The sequence below is a fragment of the Kitasatospora sp. NPDC048239 genome, from assembly GCF_043202015.1.
GTDB lineage: Bacteria > Actinomycetota > Actinomycetes > Streptomycetales > Streptomycetaceae > Kitasatospora.
The window spans coordinates 325,293-350,425 of sequence record NZ_JBICZP010000006.1 but is presented as its reverse complement, the minus strand read 5'-3'; the positions used below and the strand labels follow the sequence as shown (position 1 = coordinate 350,425).

General features: G+C 71.9%; 19 protein-coding genes and 2 pseudogenes. 9 read left to right on the top strand and 12 right to left on the bottom strand.

Annotation, left to right across the window (positions count from 1 at the left end; genetic code table 11):
* From ACGFZP_RS19170 to ACGFZP_RS19155, 4 genes and pseudogenes are all read right to left on the bottom strand, one after another.
* On the bottom strand, positions 1-930 hold the full coding sequence (locus tag ACGFZP_RS19170; protein ID WP_392934158.1) for an AAA family ATPase: 930 nt from the start codon (positions 928-930) through the stop codon (positions 1-3).
* Positions 927-3,002, bottom strand: a complete 2,076-nt coding sequence (locus ACGFZP_RS19165) for a hypothetical protein (RefSeq protein ID WP_392934156.1) — start codon at positions 3,000-3,002, stop codon at positions 927-929. The genes ACGFZP_RS19170 and ACGFZP_RS19165 overlap by 4 nt, the downstream gene beginning before the upstream one ends.
* Positions 2,999-3,961, bottom strand: a complete 963-nt coding sequence (locus tag ACGFZP_RS19160) for an alpha/beta hydrolase (RefSeq protein ID WP_392934153.1) — start codon at positions 3,959-3,961, stop codon at positions 2,999-3,001. The genes ACGFZP_RS19165 and ACGFZP_RS19160 overlap by 4 nt, the downstream gene beginning before the upstream one ends.
* Before the next feature lie 367 nt (positions 3,962-4,328).
* Positions 4,329-4,598: pseudogene (locus ACGFZP_RS19155) on the bottom strand (galactose-1-epimerase); the annotation flags it as partial.
* 707 nt (positions 4,599-5,305) lie between these two features.
* Between ACGFZP_RS19155 and ACGFZP_RS19150 the strand changes: the two are divergent.
* Positions 5,306-7,768, top strand: coding sequence for an RICIN domain-containing protein (locus ACGFZP_RS19150; RefSeq protein WP_392934150.1), 2,463 nt, complete (start codon positions 5,306-5,308; stop codon positions 7,766-7,768).
* Between the two features lie 59 nt (positions 7,769-7,827).
* Here ACGFZP_RS19150 and ACGFZP_RS19145 read toward each other — a convergent pair whose 3' ends face one another.
* Entirely contained in the window at positions 7,828-8,883 is a 1,056-nt protein-coding gene (locus ACGFZP_RS19145; protein ID WP_392934147.1) for a LacI family DNA-binding transcriptional regulator, read from the bottom strand.
* 740 nt (positions 8,884-9,623) lie between these two features.
* Between ACGFZP_RS19145 and ACGFZP_RS19140 the strand changes: the two genes are divergently transcribed.
* From ACGFZP_RS19140 to ACGFZP_RS19120, 5 genes are all read left to right on the top strand, one after another.
* Positions 9,624-10,574: a carbohydrate ABC transporter permease gene (locus ACGFZP_RS19140; protein ID WP_392934144.1), complete on the top strand. Its 951-nt coding sequence runs from the start codon at positions 9,624-9,626 to the stop codon at positions 10,572-10,574.
* On the top strand, positions 10,571-11,458 hold the full coding sequence (locus tag ACGFZP_RS19135) for a carbohydrate ABC transporter permease (protein ID WP_360463806.1): 888 nt from the start codon (positions 10,571-10,573) through the stop codon (positions 11,456-11,458). The genes ACGFZP_RS19140 and ACGFZP_RS19135 overlap by 4 nt, the downstream gene beginning before the upstream one ends.
* A gap of 75 nt (positions 11,459-11,533) precedes the next feature.
* Positions 11,534-12,880 carry an ABC transporter substrate-binding protein gene (locus ACGFZP_RS19130; protein ID WP_392934141.1) on the top strand — a complete coding sequence of 449 codons (1,347 nt, stop codon included), beginning with the start codon at positions 11,534-11,536 and terminating at the stop codon, positions 12,878-12,880.
* 77 nt (positions 12,881-12,957) lie between these two features.
* On the top strand, positions 12,958-14,709 hold the full coding sequence (locus tag ACGFZP_RS19125; RefSeq protein ID WP_392934139.1) for a beta-galactosidase: 1,752 nt from the start codon (positions 12,958-12,960) through the stop codon (positions 14,707-14,709).
* Positions 14,710-14,923: 214 nt separating this feature from the next.
* Positions 14,924-15,730 carry a DeoR/GlpR family DNA-binding transcription regulator gene (locus ACGFZP_RS19120; RefSeq protein ID WP_392934137.1) on the top strand — a complete coding sequence of 269 codons (807 nt, stop codon included), beginning with the start codon at positions 14,924-14,926 and terminating at the stop codon, positions 15,728-15,730.
* 8 nt (positions 15,731-15,738) lie between these two features.
* Here the strand turns inward: ACGFZP_RS19120 and ACGFZP_RS19115 are convergent, their stop codons facing one another.
* Together ACGFZP_RS19115 and rpe are read right to left on the bottom strand one after the other, a co-directional pair.
* On the bottom strand, positions 15,739-16,698 hold the full coding sequence (locus ACGFZP_RS19115; RefSeq protein WP_392934135.1) for a pirin family protein: 960 nt from the start codon (positions 16,696-16,698) through the stop codon (positions 15,739-15,741).
* 156 nt (positions 16,699-16,854) lie between these two features.
* Positions 16,855-17,538 (bottom strand): ribulose-phosphate 3-epimerase, encoded by a 684-nt coding sequence (gene rpe / locus ACGFZP_RS19110; RefSeq protein ID WP_392934132.1) that lies wholly within the window; start codon positions 17,536-17,538, stop codon positions 16,855-16,857.
* A 218-nt stretch (positions 17,539-17,756) separates the two neighbouring features.
* Between rpe and ACGFZP_RS19105 the strand changes: the two genes are divergently transcribed.
* The gene (locus tag ACGFZP_RS19105; RefSeq protein WP_392934130.1) at positions 17,757-18,614 is read left to right on the top strand and encodes a hypothetical protein; all 858 of its coding nucleotides are present in this window, start codon (positions 17,757-17,759) and stop codon (positions 18,612-18,614) included.
* Between the two features lie 112 nt (positions 18,615-18,726).
* On the opposite strand, the gene ACGFZP_RS19100 is transcribed toward ACGFZP_RS19105, so the two are convergent.
* The 5 genes from ACGFZP_RS19100 to ACGFZP_RS19080 form a co-directional block, all read right to left on the bottom strand.
* Positions 18,727-19,371: a C39 family peptidase gene (locus ACGFZP_RS19100; protein ID WP_392934127.1), complete on the bottom strand. Its 645-nt coding sequence runs from the start codon at positions 19,369-19,371 to the stop codon at positions 18,727-18,729.
* 172 nt (positions 19,372-19,543) lie between these two features.
* On the bottom strand, positions 19,544-21,415 hold the full coding sequence (locus ACGFZP_RS19095; protein WP_392934125.1) for a serine/threonine-protein kinase: 1,872 nt from the start codon (positions 21,413-21,415) through the stop codon (positions 19,544-19,546).
* Positions 21,416-21,576: 161 nt separating this feature from the next.
* A complete protein-coding gene (locus ACGFZP_RS19090) occupies positions 21,577-22,191 on the bottom strand; it encodes a DUF4188 domain-containing protein (RefSeq protein WP_392934124.1) in 615 nt (204 codons plus the stop codon).
* A 96-nt stretch (positions 22,192-22,287) separates the two neighbouring features.
* Positions 22,288-22,896: a TetR/AcrR family transcriptional regulator gene (locus ACGFZP_RS19085; RefSeq protein WP_392934122.1), complete on the bottom strand. Its 609-nt coding sequence runs from the start codon at positions 22,894-22,896 to the stop codon at positions 22,288-22,290.
* A gap of 169 nt (positions 22,897-23,065) precedes the next feature.
* Positions 23,066-23,611 carry a GNAT family N-acetyltransferase gene (locus tag ACGFZP_RS19080; protein WP_392934120.1) on the bottom strand — a complete coding sequence of 182 codons (546 nt, stop codon included), beginning with the start codon at positions 23,609-23,611 and terminating at the stop codon, positions 23,066-23,068.
* 258 nt (positions 23,612-23,869) lie between these two features.
* Here ACGFZP_RS19080 and ACGFZP_RS19075 point away from each other — a divergent pair, with 258 nt between their 5' ends.
* Together ACGFZP_RS19075 and ACGFZP_RS19070 are read left to right on the top strand one after the other, a co-directional pair.
* Entirely contained in the window at positions 23,870-24,571 is a 702-nt protein-coding gene (locus ACGFZP_RS19075; RefSeq protein WP_392934117.1) for a 2-phosphosulfolactate phosphatase, read from the top strand.
* Between the two features lie 270 nt (positions 24,572-24,841).
* Positions 24,842-25,133 (top strand): annotated as a pseudogene (locus ACGFZP_RS19070) (hypothetical protein); the annotation flags it as partial.

Here is a 25,133-nt window from a genome sequence, read left to right as displayed (position 1 = left end):
TCAGGCACGGGACAGCTCGTTGAGGACCAGGTCCAGGACGGCCTGAACGTCCTCGTCGGTCGGAGCGCTCGCGCTGGTCACCAGGTGGACGGCGTTCAGCAGTTGGTCCACGGCGAGGCTTTCGCCGGCCGCCAGCCGCTCCACGAAGCCTGTGACGACCGTGTCGACGGAGTCGGACAGGTCGTCGGAGATCTCCAGGTGCGCAGCCACGATCTGGTGCAGCGCCTCGGCCGTCGGCTCCGGCATCGTGTAGCGGATGCAGCGGCGCAGGAACGCGGCCGGGAAGTCCCGTTCGCCGTTACTCGTCATCACAATGAACGGGAACCCGCTGCAACGGACCCGGCCCTTTGTCACGGGATGGCGGGCCTCGCCACCCCACTCGCGGACGTGGACGACCTCCTCGCGGTACCTGGCCAGCTCGGGGACCTCGAACTCGCCCCGTTCCAGCACGTCGAGCAGGTCGCTCGGCAGGTCGAGGTCGCTCTTGTCGATCTCGTCGATCAGCAGGGCACGAGGTCGCCCGGCCGGCAGCAGTGCCGTCCCCAGCGGCCCCATCTGCAGGAAGGGGGCGATGTCGTCGCTACCCGTGCTGCCCTCGAGCCGCTGGGCGTGGATCCGGCCGAGCGCGTCGTAGCGGTAGAGCGCCTCCGTAAGCGTGCTGCGGGAGGTGATGTGCCAGCGCAGCACGTCGCCGAGCGTCAACTCGGCTGCCACCTGCTCGATGACCGTGGACTTGCCGGAGCCGGGTGCACCGGTGAGGAGCAGTGGACGACGCAGTGCGAGCGCCGCATTGACCGCCTCGATGAGGCCCGCCGGCGGTCGGAACTGGCGGTGCAGTGCCGGGCGGGGAAAGCTGCGCCAAGGCGGCGGGTCTCCGAGGTGCACACTCCGGGGTTCCCCGTCGCCGACGTAGAAGGGGCTCCAGGTCATAGCGCGTTCTCTCCATCGGTTGGGCGGGTGTCGAACCAGTCGCAGAAGTCCAGCCAGTCGGTGTCATGCCACACGGACCGTATCCGCGCCAGCGCGGCAGGCCCCTCCGCGCACTCCTGCCCGGCTCGTTCCTTCCAGGTGCTGCGATAGGCGGCGCTGAACTCGTTCGGGAGCCTGCTCCAGTAGCGTTCCACGCTCTCACGGGCTGCTGCGGCCAGTTCGCCCTCATGCCCGGGCCAGAGCACGATCGGTGCCAGGGCGAGCAGCAGCGGCATGGACTCCTCCATCCGGTTCGGTAGATGACTGAGCGCCAGCGCCCGCGCATGGGCGCCGTCCCGCACTCGTCTGGTCAACTCCTCGATGTTCCCGGCCTCCGACCGGCCGAGCCAGTCCACCGGGGTGCCGTTGCCCTGCTCGGCCGTCATCGCGGCGAGCTGGTCACGAGCGGCGACGTTGATCCACCAGAGATGAGCGGGCAGGTACAGTCTGTCGCTCCACCGGAGCCCGACATCGTGGAGGGCTCCCAGCCGGACTCCGAGGTTCGTCTCCTCCGGTCGCCAGCGCAGCAGCAGGGTCGAGGAGGCCGCGATCTCGACACGCCTGAGGCTGGCACCGACCTGTCGGGCATGACCATGGGCCCACTTCAGTACGGCCGCGAGCTGCTGTTCGACCCCGCGCTGGGTGGGGGAGCAGTCGAATTCCTTGTGTTCCACCAGCCGACCGCCGTCGAGCAGCCAGGCCAGCAGGGTCTCCGGCCACTCGTCGGCAACCGCCGCATGCAGGCTGACCACCAGTCGCAGCCGGGAGCCGGCCTGCTGCCTGGCCAGGTGCTCGAAGGCGTCGTTCAGCTCGATGACGGCGTCGGCTTCCTTGGCCCAGAGGGAAAGCGCCGGTTCGTCAGACCTCAACCCATCCTCGACGGCAAGCGTGGCGATGAACGCGGCAAGCGGTGCGACGCGGCTGTCCCCGACCCGCGGAGCCCGGAGCCGGAGCAGTTCGACACAGTCGCGTAAGAGCTCGCTGCCGCTGGCTCCCTGGCAGGAGAGCGCGGTGCCGCCGACCGCCGACACCGCGCGCCGCAACCGCTCCGACGTCAGCGCCCCGCCGGGCCAGGACCGGAGCAGAGCGGCAGCGCGCGAGGCGTCGACAAGGCCGTCGACGACCCGCAGGGCATAGGCGATGTCGTCGGGGCCCGCCGCCTCGGTTGGTGCGAGAGCCTGGAGCTTCTTCCGAAGGTCCGCCAGGTCCGCCGAACCGGAGACCGGCTTTGGGAGCAGCCCCTCGTCGAGCGGCAGCAGCGCTCTCTGCAGGTCCTCCGTGCCGACCTGGCCCAGTAGCCGCTCACCGCCTTGCGCATAGCGGTTGTTGTGAGCCAGCCACAGCCGCCCCCCGAACGGATCGCCGTTTGCCTCCACGACCCGGGCACTGGTGTTCATCGCCTGGTTGACGGCGTCCCGGACGTCTTCCGCCGACAGGTACCTGCCGGCCCCCGGGATGCCGGCGCGCAGCACCTGCGTCAGGCCTTGGGTGAACGCGAGGCCGTGCGCCCCCTCGTCGACCCCGACCGACATCAGCAGCGCCAGGTTGATCGTGCCCCTGCGGATCCCCGTGCCCAAGGCGGCGATGTCCGGGATGGCACCGCCGGCATGGCAGGTGTCCACCAGTGCGATCACCCCCTGGACCCCTTGGGTGTCCAACGCCTGGGTCAGGAGCTCGCCGACGTCCACATCTGTGGTCGGCTCGTCACGGTGCGAGTCGCCCGCCATCATGAACAGCTTGGGAATCCCGCCGTGGGTCATGCCGTGACCGATGAAGGCGAGCACGAGTTCGGCTCCGGCCGCGCCGGCGCGGCGTGCCGCGCCGCGGACCGCCTCCTCGATCTGCGCCTGCGTCACCGACTGGCCGTACAGCAGCGAGGCTGCTCCGGGCACGGGCACGCAGCCGCCCACCCGGTGGTCCAACAGGGTGGCGTGCAGGGACTCCGCCCTCTCCTCCAACCCGGTCAGTAACCCCATGTCCGGGCACTGCGGTGCGATCACCAGGAGGTGGCGAGGTGACGACAGGGCGGTCATTCGGCCGTGGCTGCCTCAAGAGCCTCGAGGATGGGCCCGGCCACGCCGGGCTGTGCGAGGTACTTGAGCGCCGCGTGGACCAACACCCCGTCGGAGTCGACCCGACGGCTCACCGGGCTGACCGAAGTGCCGTTCGCGGTGATGGACTTCTCCAGGTGAGGGTGCCCGGCGATGAGGTCGTCACGATCCCAGAAGTTCAGCCACTGAGCCACCGGCGCGGGGACCTGTAGCGGTTGCGGACGCATCCGGTGACGCACCGCCGTGCGCATCCCGATCGGCGAGCCCAGGGTGACCAGCAGTGGCACGGTGCCGGAGTGATCGTGCAGCGCCTCGAAGGTGACCACCGTTCCCAGGGAGTGGGCGACGACGACGGTGGGGCCCGTGGGATTCAGCTCCGCAGCGACTCGGCCGCGAATGCGCTGGTCCAGGCTGAGCCCGGCCCCGTCCCTCTCCTGACGGGCCAGGTAGCGCTTGACCTGACCGAGGTAGCTGACCATGATCCCGGCACTCGCCCATCCGCCGAACGTGCGCAGGCCGGGCAGTGCCAGCACGGTGTTCGCCGCGTTGAGCGTCCGCCGGAATGCGTCGCCGATCCCCTGCTGCTCTCCCTCGGGGGACAGTTGGGCCCTGGCCCGCCGCAGTACTCGCGCCTCGTGCTCACCCTGGGGGTCGACCAGCCGCGTGTCGAGTGCGTCCAGCAGCAGCTCGGCCACTGACTCCGCCTCGGCGCCGTTCACATCTTCCGGGGGTGCCGCATGCTGGGCACCATCCGCGGTGAACAGATCCGTGTAGTAGGCGAATCGGACGTCCACCTGGTCGCCTCGCAGTAGCGCTTCGGCGCGCCGGAGATGCCCGGCAGCCCGCGCACCACTGGTCAGCGCATCCAGCCACGCGTCCAACTCCGAGGCGGCGTCCCGCGGTTTGCCGATTCCATGCACGAACACCAGACGCGGCTTCATTGCTCCCCCGGACCCCCGCGAGCCTCGCCCAGGCATGTCACTGGGCGAAACGAGGATAGCAGCGGAACTCGCCGGACATCTCGCCCGCGCGAGCTGGAGGGCTCAGCGGATACCCGTCCGTCCACCACCTCCACCCCGCCTTCCGCAGCCGCCGGATGGGCACCTTAGGCCTACGCGCCCCCTCAAGCACCGCAAGACCGGCGACTACCGCGACGTCCCCGTTCCCGCCCGCGTCAAGCACAGCATCCAGTGGTACGCAAACACACACGGCACCATCGACGGCTACCTGCTCCGGCATCCCCGAGACCTGACCAATCCTCTGCCGTACCACTTCATGCACAACTCGTACCCGCCCGGTGGCGCGCCGCTACTCGGCCGAAAAGCGGTACACCGTCCTCGACCGGTACCTCTCCCCAGGGCGCAGCAGGGTGGAGGGGTAGTCGGGCCGGTTGGGCGAGTCCGGGAAGTGCTGGGTCTCCAGCGCGATGCCCGCATATTTGGTGTATCGGCGGCCGGAAGGACTGGTCAGGGAGCCGTCGAAGTGGTTCCCGGTGTAGACCTGGAGTCCCGGCTCGGTGGTCAGGCACTCGACGCGCCGGCCGCTCACCGGGTGGCTCAGCAGGGCGGCCCGCCGCAGGCCGGTGCCGTCGAGCACCTGGAGGCGGGCGCCCAGGCTGAGCACCTCCGCCGTCACCCCGGTCCGGGAGCCGAACCTCCAGCGGGTGATGCGCCGGCCGTCCGGCATGGCCGCGGCGGCCTCCTGGGTCACCATCAGGTCACCGGGGGAGACGACTACGTCCCTGGACACGGGGGCTGCTCTCCGTTCGGCAGGGTGTGGAAAAGGGGCGCGGAAACGGGACGATGCCCGCCGTGCGGACGACGGGGGCCGCAAGTACTGCCGCGGCATCGCCGGCCCCCTTCCCGCGTTGTTCGAATCCGTGCGTTTACGTTCGATCATGATGCTTCCCGTACCGTCGAATCCGACGGATTGCCGTTCACCTTCGGTCACACTCCCTCGGCGACATAGCGGGTCCGCCCACCGTGAGCTGCTGAAACGGCAGCCGTCGGTGCCTGGATGTTGACGTCCCGCCACTTCCGCCCGCATGGCGGTCGCCCGAGGACGCGCCGACCGGCCACACGCCGCAGTGCGCCCCTTGACATGAACGAACAGGACTCCGACACTCTCCCACACAAGTTGTTTGCGTCAACATCGCGGACGTGAAACGGCAGTCGCCCGGCCCCGATCCGTCGTCGGACGCCCCACGCGCGCGGCACGTCCTCCGGTCTCCGGGGGCGTGCCGTGTCTCTGCCTGCCCTCGTCCCCCCGCCCCTCACGGAGAACCGATGCCCCCACATCACCGACCGGCCGTCAGGCGGCGCTCCCGCCGCAGGCTTGGCGCGGCCCTCGTCGCCGCGGCGGCCCTCGCCCTGGGCGGCCTGGCCGCCCCGCCGGCCGTCGCCGCCACCACGGCCGAGGCGGCCGCACACGTCACCGTCCGGCTGGACCCCAGCTACCAGCAGCAGCCGTTCCAGGGCTGGGGCACCTCGCTCGCCTGGTTCGCCAACGTCACCGGCGGCTGGCCGGACAGCGAGCGCGGTCAGCTCGCCGACGCCCTGTACAGCGCCGACGGCCTGGGCTTCACCGTCGCCCGCTACAACATCGGCGGCGGTGACAGCCCCGAGACGAAGCCGTACCTGCGGCCCGGCGCCGCGGTACCGGGCTACTGGAACCGGCCGGCCCAGTTCGGGCCGCCGGCGAGCGGCACGGCCGGCTGGACCGAGCCCGCGAACTGGTGGAACCCCAACAACCCGGACCACTGGAACCACCAGGCCGACGCCAACCAGCGCTGGTGGCTGACGGCGGCGAAGGCGCGCGGCGCCGACACCTTCGAGGCCTTCTCGAACTCCGCGCCCTACTTCATGACCAACAGCGGGCTGGTCTCCGGGGCGGCGACGGGCGCCTGGGACGACAACCTCCGCTCCGACCAGTACGACCGCTTCGCCGCCTACCTGGCCGGCTCGCTGAAGCTGGCCCAGGCCGGAACCGGTGTCACCTTCGGCTCCATCGAACCGGTGAACGAGCCCACCTCCACGGGCTGGAGTGCCGGCAACGGCCAGGAGGGCTCGAGCTGGTCCCCCGCGTCCCAGGCGCACATCGTGAACAGCCTGCACGACGCGCTCGCCAAGGCCGGCCTGAGCACCCCGATCGCCGCGATGGACGAAGGCACTCCGGATGGCATGAGCTACGACTGGTCCACCTACCCGGCCGCCACCCGGGCGGCCGTGACCAGGCTGAACACCCACACCTACGGCGGCAGCAACTGGGGCGCGGCCCGGGACGTCGCCAAGGGCGCCGGCAAGCCGCTGTGGATGTCCGAGGTCGACACCGGCGGCTACGTGCCGCAGAACTTCACCGACATGCGGCCGGCGCTGAGCTTCTCCGGACTGATCAACGACGGCTTCCGGTACCTGGAGCCCGGTTCCTGGGTCATGTGGCAGGCCGTCGAGGACTACGCGAACATGACGCCCGCCCGCGAGAACTCCAACTGGGGCCTGATCCAGGTCGACCTGACGTCCGCCGACCCGGCCAACGAGCCGATCCGCAAGAACAAGAAGTACTGGGCGATGGCCAATTACAGCCGGTTCATCCGGCCCGGCGCCCGGGTCATCGGCACCGACTCCACGAACACGCTCGCCGCGCTGCGGCCCGGCGGCACCGGGGCGGTGGCGGTGTACACCAACTCCACCGGCGCGGCCCAAACCGTCACGCTCGACCTGGCGGGGTTCCAGAGCATCGACACCTCCGTACCGGTGCAGCAGTACACCACCGACGCGGCCCGGAACGTCGAGCGCGGCGCGGACCTCACCGCCACCGCCGCGAAGACGCTCACCGCGCAGGTCGGCCCGGGCTCGGTGACCACCTTCGTCCTGCCCGGCGCCACCGGCGTCAGCACCACGGCCGCGACCGCGCCGACCGGCACGACCCGCCAACTGGTCAGCGACAACAGCGGCATGGCCCTCGCGGCCGACGCCGCCCAGAGCAGCCCGGTCCAGCACCTCGCCAACCCGGCCGACCCGGCCCAGCAGTGGACCTTCACCAGGGCCACCGGCGGCTGGGACAGCACGGCGACGTACGGCATCACCAATGCCAGGACCGGCCGGGCCCTCTCGGCGGCCGCCACCACCGTGAGCCTCGCCGCACCGGACGGTTCGACCGCCCAGCAGTGGATGCTCTCCACCACCGGCAACGGCCACGTGACCCTGATCAACAAGGCCACCGGGCTCCTGCTGGACGTCTCGGGCGCGTCGAAGAGCGACGGGGCGCCGGCCGACGCCTGGCAGGCGACCGGGGCAGCGAACCAGTCCTGGACCGTTCCCGGCGCCGCCCCGGATTCCTGGACGTCACTGACGGCGCGTCACAGCGGCAAGTGCGCGGTCGTGTCGGGCGCCTCCACCACCCCCGCGTCGCCGGTGGTGCAGTCCACCTGCGGCGGCGCCGACAACCAGCAGTGGTCGCTGCGCCCCGGCAGCCCCGGCTACGTGACCGTGGTGTCGCGCAGCAGCGGGCAGTGCCTGGACGTCGCGGGCGTCTCGACCGCCGACGGCGCACTGGCCGACCAGTACCCGTGCAGCGGCGCCGACAACCAGCAGTGGTCGGTGCGCGACATGGGCGCCGGCTACGTCACGCTGGTGGCCCAGCACAGCGGCAAGTGCCTGGACGTGGCGAACGTTTCGGCGGCCGACGGGGCCGCGGTGGAGCAGTGGACGTGCAGCGGGAGCCCGAACCAGCAGTTCCGGATCGGCTGAGCACGGCCGCATGACGAAGCGGGTGCCGCCCGGTCGGGGGGCACCCGCTTCGTTCATCGTCAGGCGGATCGGTCGGGTGCCCGTGCCGTGCTGGCGCGGACGACCAGGTCCGGGGTTACCGTGACGGTCCGTTCGGCGGCCGGCGCGTCGGACGTCCGATCGATCTGGGCGAGGAGCTGGGCGACGCACTGCCGTCCGACCTCCTCGAAGTCCTGACGGATCGTGGTGAGCGGCGGAAGGTAGTAGGCCGCTTCGGGCAGGTCGTCGAAGCCGACGACACTCACGTCCTGCGGCACCCGGCGGCCCGCCTCGTGGAGGGCCCGAACGAGCCCCAGGGCCAGTTGGTCGTTGGCGGCGAAGACCGCCGTGACGTCCTCGCGGGTGACCAGTTCCAGGCCGATCTCGTACCCGGAGGCGGCCGTCCAGTCGCCGTAGCGCAGCGGCGGGACGGGGGCTCCTGCCGCCTTCAGCGTGGCGTGCCAGGCGGCGGCGCGGCGGCGGGCGGCGTAGGAGTCCTGCGGTCCGCCGACGTGCCAGACGGTGCGGTGCCCGAGGTCGAGCAGGTGGCGGGTCGCCGCGGTGGCCCCGGCCGCCTGGTCGGTGTCCACCGACGGGAAGCGCCGTTCCGGGTCGCCGTCGGCGACGACGACCGGCACGCCGGAGTGGAGGTCGAGGCCCGGGCGGTCGAGGATCTGCGCCTCGATCACGATCAGACCGTCCACGGCCTGCTCGGTGAGCTGCCGGACGGCCTGCTGCACGGCCTCCTCGGTCCGGTCCTCCACGCACACCACGTTCAGCGAGTACCCGGCGCGCTGCGCGGCGCGGGAGATCGCGGCGAGGGTCCGGGCGTTGCCGTGCGCGGCGACGTCGAAGGTGACCACCCCGAGGACGTGGAACCGCCCGAGGGTGAGCGCGCGGGCCGCGCTGTTGCGCTGGTAGCCAAGAATCCGCATCGCCGTCAGCACCCGCTCCCGGGTCTCCGGCTCCACGTTGCTGCGGTTGTTGGCGACCCGGGACACGGTCTGCGAGGACACCCCGGCGAGGGCCGCGACGTCCGCCTGCGAGGGCGGCCGCGACCTGCCCCGGGCGGTGCCGGGCGTCTCACTCTGGTCCATACCGGTCCTTTCACAATGTCAGCGTGAACATGGTAGCGCCGGACCATGATCGGCGGGAGTCCGCAGCTCCGGGCATGCGAAAGGGCCGCCGCCCCGCCTGCGTGCGAACAGGGGAACGGCGGCTGGGCGACCGGGTCGACCCTCGGCGACCCGGCGCCCGCCCGGCCCCCGATCGGTCCCGGGCCACCACTCCTGCGGGGCGGCCCGTTGGGCGGATCGATCGGGTGATCGGACGTGCTGATCACCGGCCGGACGAGCGGCGGCGAACTGGGACGGGGTGGTGCCCGCGTCGGACGCGCAGGGGATGCGTCCGACGCGGGCGGCCGAAATCCGGTTCCGACACAGGGATTCGGGACCGGTGGACCGCGAGGCGGCCGGGCCGGGAACCGAGCCCGCCAACCTCCGGATGGCACAAGAATAAACGCATTCGAACGCAATGCAACAAGCAGGTGCCCCGGCCCGCCCCCGGAGCCGCCCCGATCCGCGGGACCGATACCGGATAGCAACCTCCCCCGCCCGGTCGGCGCAGCGCCCGGACGCCTTCGGTCGACGCCCTGCCACGGCCCCTCTGGCCAGGCATTTTCCCTCCGAATCGAACCGGGACGACACGCCACCCCGCCCGGATGTCCGGTTACGAAGGCGCATCACACCAGTGCGACGGCTTGACGCGTTCAGTGCGCGCAGTAACACTCAACGCCGACGCCATGTTGGCGTAAACATCCGCCGAAGGGCACGAACGCGTGAGCACGTCGCACACCTCCACCCCACCCAGTCAGAGCCGGTCACGACCCCGGCCGCGTCCGGCAGCACGGGCCGACCGGTCCCGCCACGGGGCAGTCGGCTTCGCCTTCTTCGCACCGTTCCTGGTGGTGTTCGTGATCGGCATCGCCGCGCCGCTCGGCTACGCCGCGTACCTGAGCTTCTTCCAGGACCGGATGATCGGCGGAAACGTCTTCGTGGGGTTCGACAACTACCGGCGTGCGCTGGGCGACGAACTCTTCCGCGCCGGCCTGTGGCGGGTGCTGCTCTTCCTGCTGCTCCAGGTGCCGGTGATGCTCGGCCTCGCCCTCGTCGCCGCCCTGGCCATCGACAGCGGACGCCTGCGCAAGCCCGGCCTGTTCCGGATCGGCATCTTCGTCCCGTACGCCGTCCCCGCCGTGGTGGCCTCACTGATGTGGGGCTACCTGTACGGCGACCGCTTCGGGCTGGTCGGACAGATCGGCGACCTGCTGGACGTCGACATGCCCGACTTCCTCGACTCCTCCTGGATGCTCGCCTCCATCGGCAACGTGGTGACCTGGGAGTACGTCGGCTACAACATGCTGATCCTCTACGCCGCCCTGCGCACCGTGCCGCACGAGCTCTACGAGGCGGCCGAGATGGACGGCGCCGGCGAGTTCCGCAAGGCCTGGAGCATCAAGCTCCCGGCGGTGCGCTCCGCGCTGATGCTGGCGACGGTGTTCTCGATCATCGGCACCTTCCAGCTCTTCAACGAGCCCAACGTGATGCAGTCGCTCGCACCGGGCGTGATCTCCACCAGCTACACCCCCAACATGTACGCCTACAACCTGGCGTTCAACGGCCAGCAGTTCAACTACTCGGCAGCCGTCGCCGTGGTCCTCGGGGGCGTGACCGCCATCGTCGCGTACGCCGTCCAGATCCGGTCGACGCGGAAGGAACAGGGCAAGTGAGCGTCAACACCCCCGCCCGCCGACGCCCGCGGCGCGCCAGCAACGCGCTCACCATCGCCATGGGGCTGATGCTCCTGTACGCGCTGCTCCCGCTGGTCTGGCTGTTCATGTCCAGCACCAAGGACAGCGCCTCGCTGACCAGCGGCTTCGGCCTCTGGTTCGGCCACGGCTTCCACCTCTTCGACAACATCGGGGACGTCCTGTCCTACGACGACGGGATCTACCTGCGCTGGTTCGGCAACACCCTGCTCTACGCGGTCGTGGGTGCCGGCGGAGCCGCGTTCCTCTCCACCGCCGCCGGCTACGGGCTCGCCAAGTACCGCTTCCGCGGCCGCACCGCGCTCTCCGCAGTGGTGCTCGGCGCCATCGCCATCCCCGGCACCGCGCTGGCCGTCCCGACATACCTGCTGTTCAGCAAGGTCGGCATCGTGGACACCCCGTGGGCCGTCCTGCTGCCCTCGCTGGTCAGCCCGTTCGGCGTCTACCTGATGCGGGTCTACGCCGCCGAGGCCGTGCCGGACTCGATGCTGGAGGCCGCCCGCATCGACGGCTCGGGCGAGGTGCGCACCTTCTTCACGATCTCGCTGCGGCTGCTCGCGCCCGGCTTCGTCACCGTGCTGCTGTTCGCGCTGGTCGCGACCTGGAACAACTACTTCCTGCCGCTGATCGTGCTCAGCAACCCGAAGTGGTTCCCGCTCACCGTCGGCCTCAACCAGTGGAACTCCCTGGCAACCGGCGCCGCGGGCAGCGGCGCCACCACCACCAACTTCTACCCGCTGGTCATCACCGGGAGCCTGCTCGCGATCGTCCCGCTCGTCGTCGCCTTCCTCTTCCTCCAGAGGTTCTGGCAGTCCGGCCTGGCTGCGGGCAGCGTCAAGGAGTGACCGCCCCCTGACCGTTCCCCACCCCCGGCTCAACCCACCCCCGGCTCAACCCACCCTCACAGCAAGGAGCCATCCATGCCCCCCGTGCGCACTCGTTCGCGCCGCAGACTGCTCGCCCTCGTCCCGGCCGCGGCCCTTGCCTTCGGCCTCGCCGCCTGCGGGTCCGGCGGGGGTTCCGGCTCCGGTGACGGTTCCGCCGACCCGGCCGCCGCCCTGGACACCCCGGCCACGATCACCTTCTGGACCTGGGCGCCGAACCTCGACAAGACCGTCGCGCTGTTCGAGCAGAAGTACCCCAAGATCAAGGTCAACATCGTCAACGCCGGCCAGTCGGCCACCGAGTACACCAAGCTGCAGACCGCGATCAAGGCCGGCAGCGGCGGCCCGGACGTGGTCCAGGTCGAGTACTTCGCGCTGCCCGAACTCGCCCTCTCCAAGCGGCTGGTGAACCTCAAGGACTTCGGCGCGGCGGGCCTGGAATCGAAGTTCACGCCGTCCGCCTGGTCGCAGGTGTCCGTCGGCGGCGGCGTCTACGCCATCCCCCAGGACACCGGCCCGATGGCGATGTTCTACAACAAGAAGATCCTCGACGAGCTGGGCCTCGAACCGCCGAAGACCTGGGCCGAGTTCGAGGCGGCCGCGGTCAAGATCAAGGCGTCGGACCCGAAGCGGTTCATCACCTCGATCGACCCGGGCGACGCCGGCGGCATGGACAGCCTGATGTGGCAGGCCGGCAGCCGCCCCTTCCAGCAGAAGGACGCCTCCGCGGTCGCGGTCAACCTCCAGGACCCGGGCGCCAGGAAGGTCTCCGATCTCTGGTCCTCGCTGCTCTCCCGCAAGCTCGTCGACCCCGCCCCCGGCTGGACCAACGAGTGGTGGCAGGCCATGGGCAGCGGGCAGTACGCGATGTGGCTGACCGGCGCATGGGCCCCGGGCAACATCGCCTCCACCCTGCCCGACAGCGCCAAGGACTGGCGGGCCGCCCCGATGCCGCAGTGGAGTGCCGGCGAGAACGTCTCGGCCGAACAGGGCGGTTCCGCCGTCGCCGTGCCGTCCACCAGCAAGAACAAGGCCGCCGCAGCCGCCTTCGCGATCTGGCTCGACTCCGACCCGCAGGCGGTCCGGTCGCTCAACGACAACGGCCTCTTCCCCGCGAGCAGCGAACTGCTCAAGGACCAGGCCTTCCTCGACAAGCCGCTCGCCTCCCTCGGCGGCCAGCAGGCCAACCAGGTCTTCGCCGCCTCCTCCACCGCCGTCGGCCAGGGCTGGCAGTACCTGCCCTTCCAGGTCTACGCCAACTCGGTCTTCAAGGACACCGTCGGCCAGGGCCTGACCGGTGACCTCGCCGCCGGTCTGACCGCCTGGCAGAAGCGCATCACCGACTACGGCAACCAGCAGGGCTTCAAGGTCACCGCACCGTGAGCACCGGCCGGTGCCCGTCCGGACTCCTCCCCACGGGCACCGGCCACCTCAGCCACCATCCCCCCAGGAGCACCACCATGTCCGTCCTCCAGATCGACGGCGACGACTTCACCCTCGACGGCGAGCCGTTCCGCATCATCTCCGGCGGCCTGCACTACTTCCGCGTCCACCCGGACCAGTGGGCCGACCGCCTGCACAAGGCCCGCCTGATGGGCCTGAACACCATCGAGACGTACGTCCCCTGGAACCTCCACCAGCCCCGCCCGGACGTCTTCCGGCTGGACGCGGAGCTGGACCTCCCGGCCTTCCTCGACCTGGCGGCCGCCGAAGGCCTGCACGTCCTGCTGCGCCCCGGCCCGTACATCTGCGCCGAGTGGGAGGGCGGCGGCCTGCCGTCCTGGCTCCTCGCCGAACCGGACATCCGGCTGCGCAGCCAGGACCCGGCGTACCTGCGCGCCGTCAAGGCGTACTTCGAGCAGCTCCTCCCTCCGCTGCTCGACCGGCTGGCCACCCGCGGCGGGCCCGTCCTCGCCGTGCAGGTGGAGAACGAGTTCGGCGCCTACAGCGACGAGACCGCCCACCTCGCCCACCTCGCCGACCTGCTGCGCCGACTGGGCGTGGACGTCCCGCTGTTCACCTGTGACCAGCCCGCCGACCTGGCCCGCGGCGCGCTGCCGGGCGTCCTCGCCACCGCCAACTTCGGCAGCCGCTCCCGGGAGGGGATCGCCGCCCTGCGCGCTCACCAGCCGACCGGGCCGCTGATGTGCACCGAGTTCTGGATCGGCTGGTTCGACCGCTGGGGCGGCCACCACGTCGTGCGCGACCCGGCCCAGGCGGCCCAGGAGCTGGACGACCTGCTGTCCACGGGCGCCTCGGTCAACCTCTACATGTTCCACGGCGGCACCAGCTTCGGCTTCACCAACGGCGCCAACGACAAGCACACCTACCACCCCACCGTCGGCTCCTACGACTACGACGCCCCGCTCGACGAAGCCGGCGAACCCACCGCGAAGTACCACGCCTTCCGCGAGGTCATCGCCAAGTACGCCCCTGTCCCGGCCGAGCCGGTGCCGGCCGGCGCCCCGAGGCTCCCGGCGGCCACAGTGGCGCTCACCGAGAGCGCCCCGCTGTTCACCTGCCTGCCGGCGCTGGGCTCCCCGGTGACCTACGAGCGTCCACTCACCATGGAGCAGTTGGGCCAGGACTTCGGCTACATCCAGTACGAGGCGGTGCTGCCGGCCGCCGGCCCCGTGCTGCTGGAGCTGGAGGAGGTCCGCGACCGCGCCCAGGTGTTCGTCGACGGGCAGCCGGTGGGCGTGCTGGAGCGCGAGAACCACGAGCGGGCGATCGCCTTCACGGTGCCCCGGGCGGGAAGCGTGCTGGGGCTGCTGGTGGAGAACCAGGGCCGGGTCAACTACGGCCAGGGGATGTACGACCACAAGGGCCTGCCGGGCCGCGTCCTGCTCGACGGCGTGGAGCTGACCGGGTGGAGCACCCTGTCGCTGCCCCTGGACGACCTCGGCGGGCTGGCCTTCACGCCGACCGCGGGCTCCGCCACCGGGCCGGTCTTCCACCGGGGCGCCTTCGAGGTCGAGGAGCCGGCGGACACCTTCGTCCACCTGCCCGGCTGGACCAAGGGCAACGTCTGGGTCAACGGCTTCCACCTCGGCCGCCACTGGTCCCGCGGGCCCCAGCGGTCGCTGTACGTTCCCGGCCCGGTCCTGCGCCCCGGGCCGAACGAGATCGTCGTGCTGGAACTGCACGCCGGCCACTTCGCCCGCACGGTGGAGCTCCGCGAGCAGCCGGACCTCGGCCCGACCGAGGAGTAGCCGGAACGTCGATGATGAGGCCGGGTGGCCCGTGGAACACCCCACGGGCCACCCGGCCCGTCGGCATGCTCCCGGGCGCGCGCCCTGCGGGACCGTCGTCGGCGATGAAGTCGTGCGCCGGGGCCGGTGATAATGGTCCCGGCCGACCCGGCCGTGCTCCTGGTCGCCGACACCACGCCGCCCCCCGCGTGCCCGGCCGACCGGAAGGACCTCCGTGGCTGACCAGACCCTGTTCGCCACCCAGCGCCGCGCGCTGGTCCTCGAAGAGATCGGCCGCACCGGCGCCGTGCGCGTCGCCGACCTGGTCACCCGGTTCGGCGTCTCCGACATGACGATCCGCCGGGACCTGGACACGCTCGCCCGGGAGGGCATCGCGCAGAAGGTCCACGGCGGAGCCGTCGCCGCCGGGGGCGCCAGCAGCTTCGAGCCCGGCTTCGACGTCAAGTCCGGGCTGGAGGAGGGAACCAAGGCCGCGCTGGCGGACGCGGCCGCGCAACTCGTGGAACCGGGCAGCGTGGTGGCTCTGTCCGCGGGCACCACCACCTACGCGGTCGCGTCCCGGCTGCTGGAGGTCCCGCAGCTGACGGTCGTCACCAACTCCCTGCGGATCGCGGACCTGCTCTGGGCAGCGGAGAGCGACGGGAGGGAGGCCGTCCCGTCGCTGCTGTTGACCGGAGGGGCACCGACCCGCTCCGCGGCCCTGGTGGGAGCCCTCGCCGACCAGACGATCCGCACCCTCCACGTGGACCTGCTCATCCTCGGCGTGCACGGCGTCAGCGAGCACGCCGGACTCACCACTCCCAACCTGGCCGAGGCGCAGACCAACCGCGCCCTGATCGCCTCCTCCCGCCGTACCGTCGTGGTCGCCGACCACACGAAGTGGGGCGTCGTCGGCCTGAGCAGCTTCGCGGCCCTGGCGGAGGTCGACTGCCTCATCACCGACGACACCCTCCCGGCGGCAGCCCGCAGCGTGCTCGCCGATGCCGTCGGGGAGCTCGTCGTGGTGCCGGCCGCCGGCTGACCGGGAGGTCAGCGCACCCGCCCGCGCGGCTTCAGCGGGAGCGGGGGGAGCTCCGGGGCCCGCAGGCGGGCGCCGTCGTAGCCGTGTACCTCGCCGAAGCGGGAGGTCTGTTCCCAGTCCTCGCGGGCCTGGGTGATCTCCTCGCCGGAGCGGCCGATGAAGTTCCACCACATGACCAGCCGCTCCTCGAACGGCTCGCCGCCGAGGAGGAGGACGGAGGCGTTCGTGCGGGCCAGCAGGGGGAGTTCGCGGCGGCCGCAGCCGAGGTAGAGCATCGAGCCGGGCTCGACGCGGACGCCGTCGACGTCGACGCTGCCGGACATGGACAGCACGGCGTACTCGAAGCCGGGCTCCAGGGGGAGCTTGAGGTCGGCGCCCTCGGTGAGGGCGAGGTCCGCGCCGGTGAGGGGGGTGTAGGCGGTGCCGGGGGAGGTGGCGGTGTCGAGGGTGCCCATGATGACGGTGCCGCGCAGGCCGGGGGCGGTGACGACGGGCAGCTCGGCGTGGTGCTCGAAGGTCGGGGCGGTGTGCCGGTGGGCGTCCGGGAGGGCGACCCAGAGCTGGGCGCCCTCCAGGAAGCGGGCGTGATCGCGCGGGGACTCCTCGGAGTGGGAGATCGCCCGGCCGGAGGTCATCAGGCCCAGCTCGTACGGGCGGACGGTCTGCAGGCTGCCGAGGCTGTCGCGGTGCAGCACCTCGCCCTGGTGCAGCCAGCTGACCGTCTGCAGGCCCATGTGCGGGTGCGGCGGGACCTGCATGCCGGGCTCTTCGGCGATGTCGTCCGGGCCGTAGTGGTCGACGAAGCACCAGGCTCCGACCATCCGCCGGCCGAGGTTGGGGAGCAGTCGGCGGACGACCGTGCTCTCGCCCAGCGGGACCTGGCGGCCGGTCAGCAGTTCCTTCACCGGGCCGCTGTCGGCCTCGCCGCCGCAGCGGCTGGGTGCGGGCTTGAGGTCGAGGTTGCTCATGGCGCTGGTCCACCACCGTACGGGTCGGGGCCGGCCGGGGGCCGGGGGTCGTTCCCGATCATGCAGCACCCGGCCGTGTTCTGCGAGCCCCGCAGACCACGGCCGGGTCAGGGTCGAAGCAGGAGCAGGACCAGGACGGCGCCCCCGCCCCTGCGCTCAGTGCGCGCAGCCCCAGGGCGCGTCCGCCGTGGCCGCGTCGGCGAGCGCGCGCAGGTTGCGGACGGCCTCGGCCGGGTCCGCCGCGCCGTACACCGCCGAACCGGCCACGAAGACGTCCGCGCCGGCCTCGGCGCAGCGCTCGATGGTGCTCGCGGAGACGCCGCCGTCCACCTGCAGCCACAGCTCCAGGCCGTGCTTCTCGATCAGCTGCCGGGTGCGGCGGATCTTCGGCAGCATGATGTCCAGGAAGGCCTGGCCGCCGAACCCGGGCTCGACCGTCATGATCAGCAGCATGTCCAGCTCGGGCAGCAGGTCCTCGTACGGCTCGATCGGCGTGGCCGGCTTGAGCGCCATGGACGCTCGGGCGCCCTTGGCCCGGATCTCGCGGGCCAGCCGGACGGGTGCGGCGGCGGCCTCGACGTGGAAGGTGACGGATCCGGCCCCGGCCTCGACGTACTGCGGGGCCCAGCGGTCCGGGTCCTCGATCATCAGGTGGCAGTCGAGCGGGATGTCGGTGGCCCGGGCGAGCGACTCGACGATCGGGACGCCCAGGGTGAGGTTGGGCACGAAGTGGTTGTCCATCACGTCGACGTGCAGCCAGTCCGAGCCCCTGACGGCCTCGGCCTCGTCGGCGAGCCGGGCGAAGTCCGCGGACAGGATGCTGGGGTTGATCTGCGCCATTTCCGTTGCCTTCACACGAGGGTCGGGGTGGCCGGGAGCGGGCACCCCGCACCATCATCTCGCGGGGCGCTGGCGCAAAGTGAACAGTGAGACCTCCCCGTGACCCTCGTCACACCATATGCGCAGTATCGTGACCGCCGCCGTGGTCCCCGTCGGCGACTCCCCGTACCTGCAAGTCCCCGCAAGTCCCTCCGAGTCCCTCCGAGGAAGGTCTTCCGTTGGCCGATCTGGTCCACCCCGCCCGGGCCCTGTGGTGGCTCTTCGAGCCGGTGCACGCCGTCACCTACTTCTCCCCCGAGGGCCGTGCGGCCTTCGAGGCGGCCGGACTGCGCGGCGGCTGGCGCGGCTACTTCGCCGGCCGTTCGGCGCCACTGGGCGCGGTGGACGCGCCGCCGGTGATCGCCGCGTTCTTCAGCTTCGCGCCCTCGATGGTGGAGCGCGCCCTGCCGGACGTCTGGACGCGGGCCGCGCCCGAGGCCGCACTGGCCGCCCGGGTCGAGGGCTCCTCGGCGGCGCTCGCCCGGCTGCTGGAGCATGTGAAGCCGGAGCAGATCGAACTGGTGGCGGACCTGTTGGAGCAGGCGGTCGCCCGCCTGGACTGCGGCGGCCGGGTGCTCGCCGCCGCCAACGCCGCCCTCCCCCACCCGGTCGGCCCGTACGGGCGCCTGTGGCAGGCCGCCACCGTGATGCGCGAGCACCGGGGCGACGGGCACGTGGCCGCGCTGGTCTCGGCCGGGCTGGACGGCTGCGAGGCGCTGGTGGTGCGTTCCGCGCTGGACGTGCGCCGCGAGGTGCTGCAGCCGATGCGCGGGTGGACGGACGAGGAGTGGGAGGCCGCCGCCGCCCGCCTGGTCGAGCGCGGCTGGGTGACCGAGCGCGGCACGATCACCGAGTGCGGCCGGATCCGCCACCAGTCCCTGGAGGCCGCCACCGACCTGGCCGCCGCCCGGGTCTGGGAGGGCTACCCGCGCGCCGAGCTCGACCGGCTGGCCGCCGCGCTCAAGCCGATCTCGGCGCTCTGTCGCAGCGCGCTGCCGCCCATCAACCCGATCGGCCTGCCGGCGGCCACGGCGTAGCGGGTCGGCCTTTCCAGAGCGGTCGAGCGGCCGGCCCTTCCCAACCAGTCGAGGGCCCGGTCGAGGGCCCGGTCGCAGGCCGGCCGGGGGCCGACCACAGCCGAGCCGACCGCTACTGCGGGCCCGGGGCCGGGGGACCGAGCACGATCCCCCGGCCCGCCGAGAACCGTTCGAACCGCCGCCACGGCACGTGCGCGTAGTCCTGCGACTCCCCCGCGAAGCCGGACGGGTTGTGGATCACCAGCCCGGTCCCCGTGGCACCGACCACCAGCACCAGGTGCCCGCCCCGCCGCTGCGGCTCCGGCCCGCGCGGGTCCCGGATCGCCGGGTGCACCGACACCATCGCCAGCCGCCCCTGGGCCACCTCCCCCGCGACGGCGGCGGCCGGCAGCTCCGCCCGGGTCTGCGCCGCCAGCCCCCACCGCTGCCGCACGTACCCGGCGAACGGCTCGTGGACCAGGCCCGCGAGCCGGTCCCCGTCCCGCACGTAGGCCCCGGCCTCGACCAGCTCGCCGGCCAGCGTCACGGCCGCCGGCGCGACCCCCCACCAGTAGTCCAGGGCCATCCGCAGGCACGCCACCCCGCACAGCCGCCACGACCAGAACGCGTACTCCTCGGGCGTACTCGCCCCGGAAGCCCCCCACCGCGGGTCGTCCTCGGCGTGCACCGCGCCCTCGATGATCTCCCGTACCAGCCCCGCCGATTCCCACTGCGCGTAGTACGGCACCTCGTGAATGACCGCCTCACCATCCGCCATCCCCCGACGCTCTCACGGCGGGCGGGCGGGGCCGTTCCACGACACCTGTTCAGCGGACCCAACCGGACCGAGACCCAACCCGAACCGAACCGAACCCGACCGAACCGAACCCGACCGGGCCGAAACCCGACCGGCCCGAACCGGACCCGACCGACCGCGACCGGGTGCCCCCTCAGCGCCGGTAGTTGGGCGGCCCGGCCTGCGACACCGCGGCGTCCGCCGCCGCCTGCACCCGCGGCTTGCCGGCCGAGTCCTCGCTGAAGTTGATGAACAGCGCCCGCGTGTGGATCAGGTAGCGGTGGTGCAGACCCCGGTAGCCGGAGTCCGTGACGCGGCTGATGTCCCGGTCCTCGCAGAGCTGCGATCCCGGGCCGTCCTGGGGGCACCAGAGGCCCCAGTCCCCGGAGGAGGAGTCGTCGAGCGCGTCGTAGGCGGTCTGGGCCGTCGCCTTGTCCGCCATCGGTACGACCCAGACGGAGACCAGGACCTCGTTGGCCTCGTCCACGAAGGAGCCGGTGACGACGATGTCGCAGCCGGAGGCGCGCAGGACCCTGCGGACGGTCTCGTCCTGGGAGTCCCGGACGCACGGGTGCGTGCCGGAGGCCTTGCGGGTGTAGCGCACGTTCCGGGAGTCGGTGAAGGAGGTGGGGAGCAGTCCCGCGGGGGTCAGCGCCGTGGTGTCGGTGGACTTGCGGTCGAGACTCGCGGGGTCGAAGACCGGCACGGTCGTCGGATCCGAGGGCGGGGGCGTGCGGGTGACGGGGCTCGGGGTGGTCGGCCCCGGGGCGGGTGACGACGGCGGGGCGGTGTCGTCGACCGGGTCGGGCACAACCCCGGAGGTCGACCTCGATGCGACGCAGAGCCTCGGGGCGGCAAGGCCGCCGGACCCCCGGATGACCGTGCCCCCGGACGGGCCGCAGCCCCGGTCGCCGGAGACGGCGGACAGCACCACCGTGTGGTCGGCGGACGCGGAGAAGCACGGGACCTGCACCCAGGGGTCGTCCACGCCGGCCCGCTTGTCGTGGTGGAGGCAGTCGCCCCGCTTGGCCGACCAGGCGTCGTCGGCCAGCTTCAGCTGCTCCGTGGCGAAGTCCGCGAAGCCCTGGTTCCAGTGGTAGAGCCCCACGGTGAGGGCGACGGCCAGGGCGAGCACGGTGCCCCAGACGGCCCAGTTGGACGCGGTGGCCGGCGGTCCGGGCGGGGCCGGCGATACGGTCAGGCGGTCGGTCGGTGCGGCGTTCAGCAGCTCCAGCCCGCCGGCGACGTCGGGGCGGTCCTTCGGGTCCTTCTGCAGGAGTTCGCCGATCAGCCGTTCGAGACGGCCGGCCCGCCGCATCGCGGGCGCCTCGTCGTACGCGACCGCGTGGAGCGAGCCGAGCGGGTTGTCGCGCAGGAACGGTGAGACGCCCTCGACGGCGTGGAAGAGCGTGACGCCGAGCGAGAACAGGTCGCTCGCCGCGTCCCCGGCCTCGCCGCGCGCCCGTTCCGGGGCCATGTACTCCGCCGAACCGATGATCATCCCGGACGGTGTCAGCGTGTTGTCCGTGTGGTGGACGGCGATCCCGAAGTCGGTGAGGAGGATGCCGCCGTCGGAGGCCAGCATGATGTTGGCGGGCTTGATGTCGCGGTGCACGACGCCCGCCCGGTGGGCCGTGCCGAGCGCGTCCAGCAGCGCTGCGGCGACGTCCACCGCGCGTTTCTCGGGCAGCGGGCCGCGCCGCAGGTGCTCGTGCAGCGAGCTCCCCTCGACCAGCTGCATGACGATCCAGGGCACGCCGTCCTGGATCACGACGTCGTGGACGGTGACGATGTTCGGGTGGTCCCGCAGCCGGGCGGCGTTGCGCGCCTCGCGTTCGGCGCGTTCGAGCCGCTCGGCCCGCTCACCGGCCGAGACCGCCTCCGGCATGCGCAGTTCCTTCAGCGCCACGTCGGTGTTCAGCAGCAGGTCGTACGCCTTCCAGACCCGCCCGAACCCGCCGACGCCCAGCACCTCCTGGAGGCGGTAGCGCTCGCCGATCAGCCGGTTCCGATGCTCGAATGCCACGCCGCCCCCGGTCACCGCCGGCCGCCCGTTCCCGTGAGCCGGCCGGAATGATTTCTGGATTCCCCTTCTACCACGGCCGGCGCCCCCGAGTAAGGGCGCGACTACCGATCGCGAGAAAGGCGCGGGGCGGATGTCCGACATCCGCCCCGCGCCCTGGCCGCTCAGATCAGCCGCTTCTCCTTGGCCGGCACAGCCTCGGCCTGCGCGGCCTCGACCGGTGCGGCCTCCGCCAACGGACAGCCGCCTGACGCCCCCTCATCCGCCTTCCCTTCGCCACCCGCACCCGACCGGAACGCGAGCCGGGCCCGCGCGCTCTTCCCCCGGCTCTCCACCGGCAGCGAGCCGTGCGCCGCCGCCAACCCGAACGGCGGCATGTCGAAGTAGACCGACTCGTACGCCCCCTCCGGCGCCATGTACGTCTCGTGCCACAGCCCCACGTGCTGCCGGAGCCTGCCCTCGCGCAGCTTGCGGTTGGCGATCCCCCACACCGTGTGGTGGAACCCGTCGGGCGCCGACGCGTACGCGTACAGCTTCTCCTTGGACTCCCAGTACTGCACCACGTAGTAGGTGCGCGGCGAGGCGGTCAGCAGGATGCGCCCGCGCAGCCCGCGTTCGGGCTGCTTGGCCAGCTCGTACAGCATCCGCAGCATCGCGAAGAACACCGGGCCCCAGTGGTGGACGGCCCAGAACCGGTTGATGCGCATGCCGATCAGCAGGACCACGGCGTCCCCGGTCGCGGCCGCGGTGGTGTAGCCCGGAGTCGGTTTTGCGAACATCGCTGCCTCCAGCTGTCTCCATCCCCCATGTAAGCGGTGATTACATCAGCGCACGGAGACCCGGTCAAGGCTCGTCACACCCCAAAGGCCTTTAAATCAACGGGGGTTGGCGATTCCCTGGCCGAAGGTGTCCAGCACCTGCGCGGCCAGCTTCTCCGCCTCCCCGACCGGCAGGTAGCCGTCGATGATCATCTGGGACAGCCCGTACACCAGTGCCTGCCCGGCCAGCCCCACCATCTCCGGATCCCCCGGCCGCAGCCGGCCGGCCTCCTGGTCGGCCGCGATGAACCCCGCGTACGCCTGGTCGATCCCGGCCAGCCGCTGCTCCAACTCGGGCTGCCGGGAGGTGGCGAACACCCTCGACCGGACCAGCTCGAACCGGTGCGGATGATGGATCGCGTACCGGACGAAGCCCAGGCCCATCGCCCGCAGCGCCCCGCGCCCGCCCTCGTCCTCCTCGACCTCGGACCGCTGCCACCGCTCGAAGTCCGCCAGCACCCGGTCCGCGACCTCGGTGAGCAGCGCGTCCCGATCGGCGAAGTGCCGAAACGGCGCCGCGGGCGACACCCCCGCCCGCCGCGCCACCTCACGCATCGTCACCTTCTGCTGCCCCAGCTCGTCCAGCAGCCCCAGCGCCACCGCCACCAGCGCCTCGGGCAGCGAACCGTGGTGGTATCCGCCCCGCTCAACCGGCCTGTCCGTCATGCGTGCAGTGCTACCACAGCACCCCCTGGTGACCGACGAGTACGCCCCAGGCCCACCGAAAGCCCGCAACGAGGAATACGGGGAGACCCCGCCCACCGACGCCTTCCGTCGACACCTGCGGGTCAGGCAGCCGACGGCAGCCCCCCGACGGGCGCGAGGCGGCCACGGGTCACAGCGGCGTGAGGACCATCAGGATCTCGTCGCGGTCGTCGCCCGGGGCGAGCCGCAGTGCGCGCGGCCACCGCCCGATCTCCGTCCAGCCGAGCCGGCCGTAGAAGTCCTCGAGCCCGACTCCGCCCCGTGCGGCGAGGCGGAGCTGTTCGAGGTTCATCTCGTCCCGGGCCACCTCCCGGGCCCGCTTCATCAGGGCGGTGCCGATGTTGCGGCCGCGGAGGTCCGGGTGGCTCTGGACGTGGCTGACGGTGCCCCAGTGCGCCACGAGCGGGCCGAGGTCGCGGCGGATGCCCAGCCAGCCGGCGAGGACGCCGTCGACGACGGCGAGCAGGAGCCGACCGCGCTGCGGATCGAGGTCGGCGATCAGCCGGTCGGCGACGGGAGCGACCTGGTCCACGTCGACAGGCGGGAAGGGAAACCCGGCGGCGCCACCGGCGTTGGTCACGGCGATCCAGCAGTCGATCAGTTGGCGTCTCAGTTCGACCGTGAGCTCCTGCGGGTGGACGATCTGGCGGAGGACGGGCGCGTTGGTGCTGGTCATGGGAGTGTCGCATTCGGGTCGGTCACGGCGGTCCCCGGCGGACGCCTGCTGCCATTGAACGGCGACCCGGCCGTGGATGCCGGACATTCGGACACTCGGCGCTCGGGTGCTCGGGCGCTCGGGCACTCGGGCACCGGACGAGCACGGCGGCACAGGGTCGACGGGCGGGGCCGCCGACGGTCGAGCCACCCGGCGCCACGGTGTGACGCGCACCACTGTCCGGGCGCTGCGGGGCCGGGCATGCCTGATCATGATCCGATGGATGCTCGTTTTCTTGGTATCGCCGGGTTGGTCGAAGTCCCGTCCGTGGCGGTCGTCGTCGACGTCATGCGCGCTTTCACGGTGGCCGCCTGGGCCTTTGCCCAGGGGGCGGAGAAGATCGTTCTTGCCGGGTCGCTGGACGAGGCCATGGCACTCAAGGCCCGTCACCCGGACTGGGTGGCGGTCAAGGACGGTCCGGCCACGCCCGGGTTCGACACCGTCAACTCCCCGGGCCTGATGCGGTCGATCGACCTTGGCGGACGGACCGTTGTGCAGAAGACCACGGCAGGGACGGTCGGCGCGCTTGCGGTCAAGGAGGCCTCGCTGGTGCTGTGTGCCAGCTTCGTGGTGGCGGAGGCGACGGCCCGGCTGTTGCGGACACGCGGGTGCGACAGCGTCACGTTCGTGGTCACGGGCGAGGAGGGGCAGGCCGACGAGGACCTGGCGTGCGCCCAGTACATCGCCCGGAGGGCCACCGGGGCCGAGGCGGATCCGGCTGGGTTCATCCGCCGCGCCGACGAGTCGCGCGCCGCCGCGGAGCTGAGGACCGGGGTGCGCGAGGGGGTCCATCCTGACGACGTCGCGCTCTGCCTGGAGCTCGACCGGTTCCCCTTCGCCATGGTGGCGACCCTGGAGGACGCGCTGATGGTCCTCCGCCCGTACGCCGCGCCCTCGCCGACCGACGAGACGTCGATCTGACCTCTGGTGAGGTCCGGCTCCTGCCATGGGACGGCGGGCGGCCGGTCGGGGCACCGGCCGGCCGGTGGTCCCACGGCAGGGCAGGCCGGTCGGGGCACTGGTCCCGGGACACATCCGGGACCACGGCCTCATGCTCCGGTCGAGGCGAATTCCTAACGTAGGAGCACGCGTTGAGCACTCGGTCCGGGACGCCGGTCGAGGCCTCACGCGACCCGGGCCGGGATCTTCGGCCCGGCTCTGTTGGGACAGCGCACTACTGGAGGATCCAAGATGAGTTGGAACCAATTCACTCTCTCGTCGGCCGACAGCGCGGCGCAGTCGAGCCGCCTCGCGGCGGTCTCGCGGATCGACGGCAGCATGGAGGTCTGGTGGGTCGCCTCGAACGGATCGGTGCAGGGCGCGTACTGGTACGACGGGTCGCCGTGGAAGCGCTATGAGGTGGCGCCGCCCGGCAGCGCCTCCCCCACCGGGGGAATCGCGGCCGTGTCCCGCATCCCCGGCAGCATGGAGCTCTGGTGGGTCGGCGCCAACGGCACCGTCCAGGCCGCGTACTGGTACGACG

What these genes read in the sequence shown, in the direction of transcription:
- ACGFZP_RS19165 (WP_392934156.1), bottom strand. Translation starts at nt 3,002, where the DNA reads ATGACCGCCCTGTCGTCACCTCGCCACCTCCTGGTGATCGCACCGCAG.
- ACGFZP_RS19160 (WP_392934153.1), bottom strand. Translation starts at nt 3,961, where the DNA reads ATGAAGCCGCGTCTGGTGTTCGTGCATGGAATCGGCAAACCGCGGGAC.
- ACGFZP_RS19125 (WP_392934139.1), top strand. Translation starts at nt 12,958, where the DNA reads ATGTCCGTCCTCCAGATCGACGGCGACGACTTCACCCTCGACGGCGAG.
- ACGFZP_RS19150 (WP_392934150.1), top strand. Translation starts at nt 5,306, where the DNA reads ATGCCCCCACATCACCGACCGGCCGTCAGGCGGCGCTCCCGCCGCAGG.
- ACGFZP_RS19080 (WP_392934120.1), bottom strand. Translation starts at nt 23,611, where the DNA reads ATGACCAGCACCAACGCGCCCGTCCTCCGCCAGATCGTCCACCCGCAG.
- ACGFZP_RS19115 (WP_392934135.1), bottom strand. Translation starts at nt 16,698, where the DNA reads ATGAGCAACCTCGACCTCAAGCCCGCACCCAGCCGCTGCGGCGGCGAG.
- ACGFZP_RS19075 (WP_392934117.1), top strand. Translation starts at nt 23,870, where the DNA reads ATGGATGCTCGTTTTCTTGGTATCGCCGGGTTGGTCGAAGTCCCGTCC.
- ACGFZP_RS19085 (WP_392934122.1), bottom strand. Translation starts at nt 22,896, where the DNA reads ATGACGGACAGGCCGGTTGAGCGGGGCGGATACCACCACGGTTCGCTG.
- ACGFZP_RS19145 (WP_392934147.1), bottom strand. Translation starts at nt 8,883, where the DNA reads ATGGACCAGAGTGAGACGCCCGGCACCGCCCGGGGCAGGTCGCGGCCG.
- ACGFZP_RS19170 (WP_392934158.1), bottom strand. Translation starts at nt 930, where the DNA reads ATGACCTGGAGCCCCTTCTACGTCGGCGACGGGGAACCCCGGAGTGTG.
- ACGFZP_RS19090 (WP_392934124.1), bottom strand. Translation starts at nt 22,191, where the DNA reads ATGTTCGCAAAACCGACTCCGGGCTACACCACCGCGGCCGCGACCGGG.
- rpe (WP_392934132.1), bottom strand. Translation starts at nt 17,538, where the DNA reads ATGGCGCAGATCAACCCCAGCATCCTGTCCGCGGACTTCGCCCGGCTC.
- ACGFZP_RS19100 (WP_392934127.1), bottom strand. Translation starts at nt 19,371, where the DNA reads ATGGCGGATGGTGAGGCGGTCATTCACGAGGTGCCGTACTACGCGCAG.
- ACGFZP_RS19130 (WP_392934141.1), top strand. Translation starts at nt 11,534, where the DNA reads ATGCCCCCCGTGCGCACTCGTTCGCGCCGCAGACTGCTCGCCCTCGTC.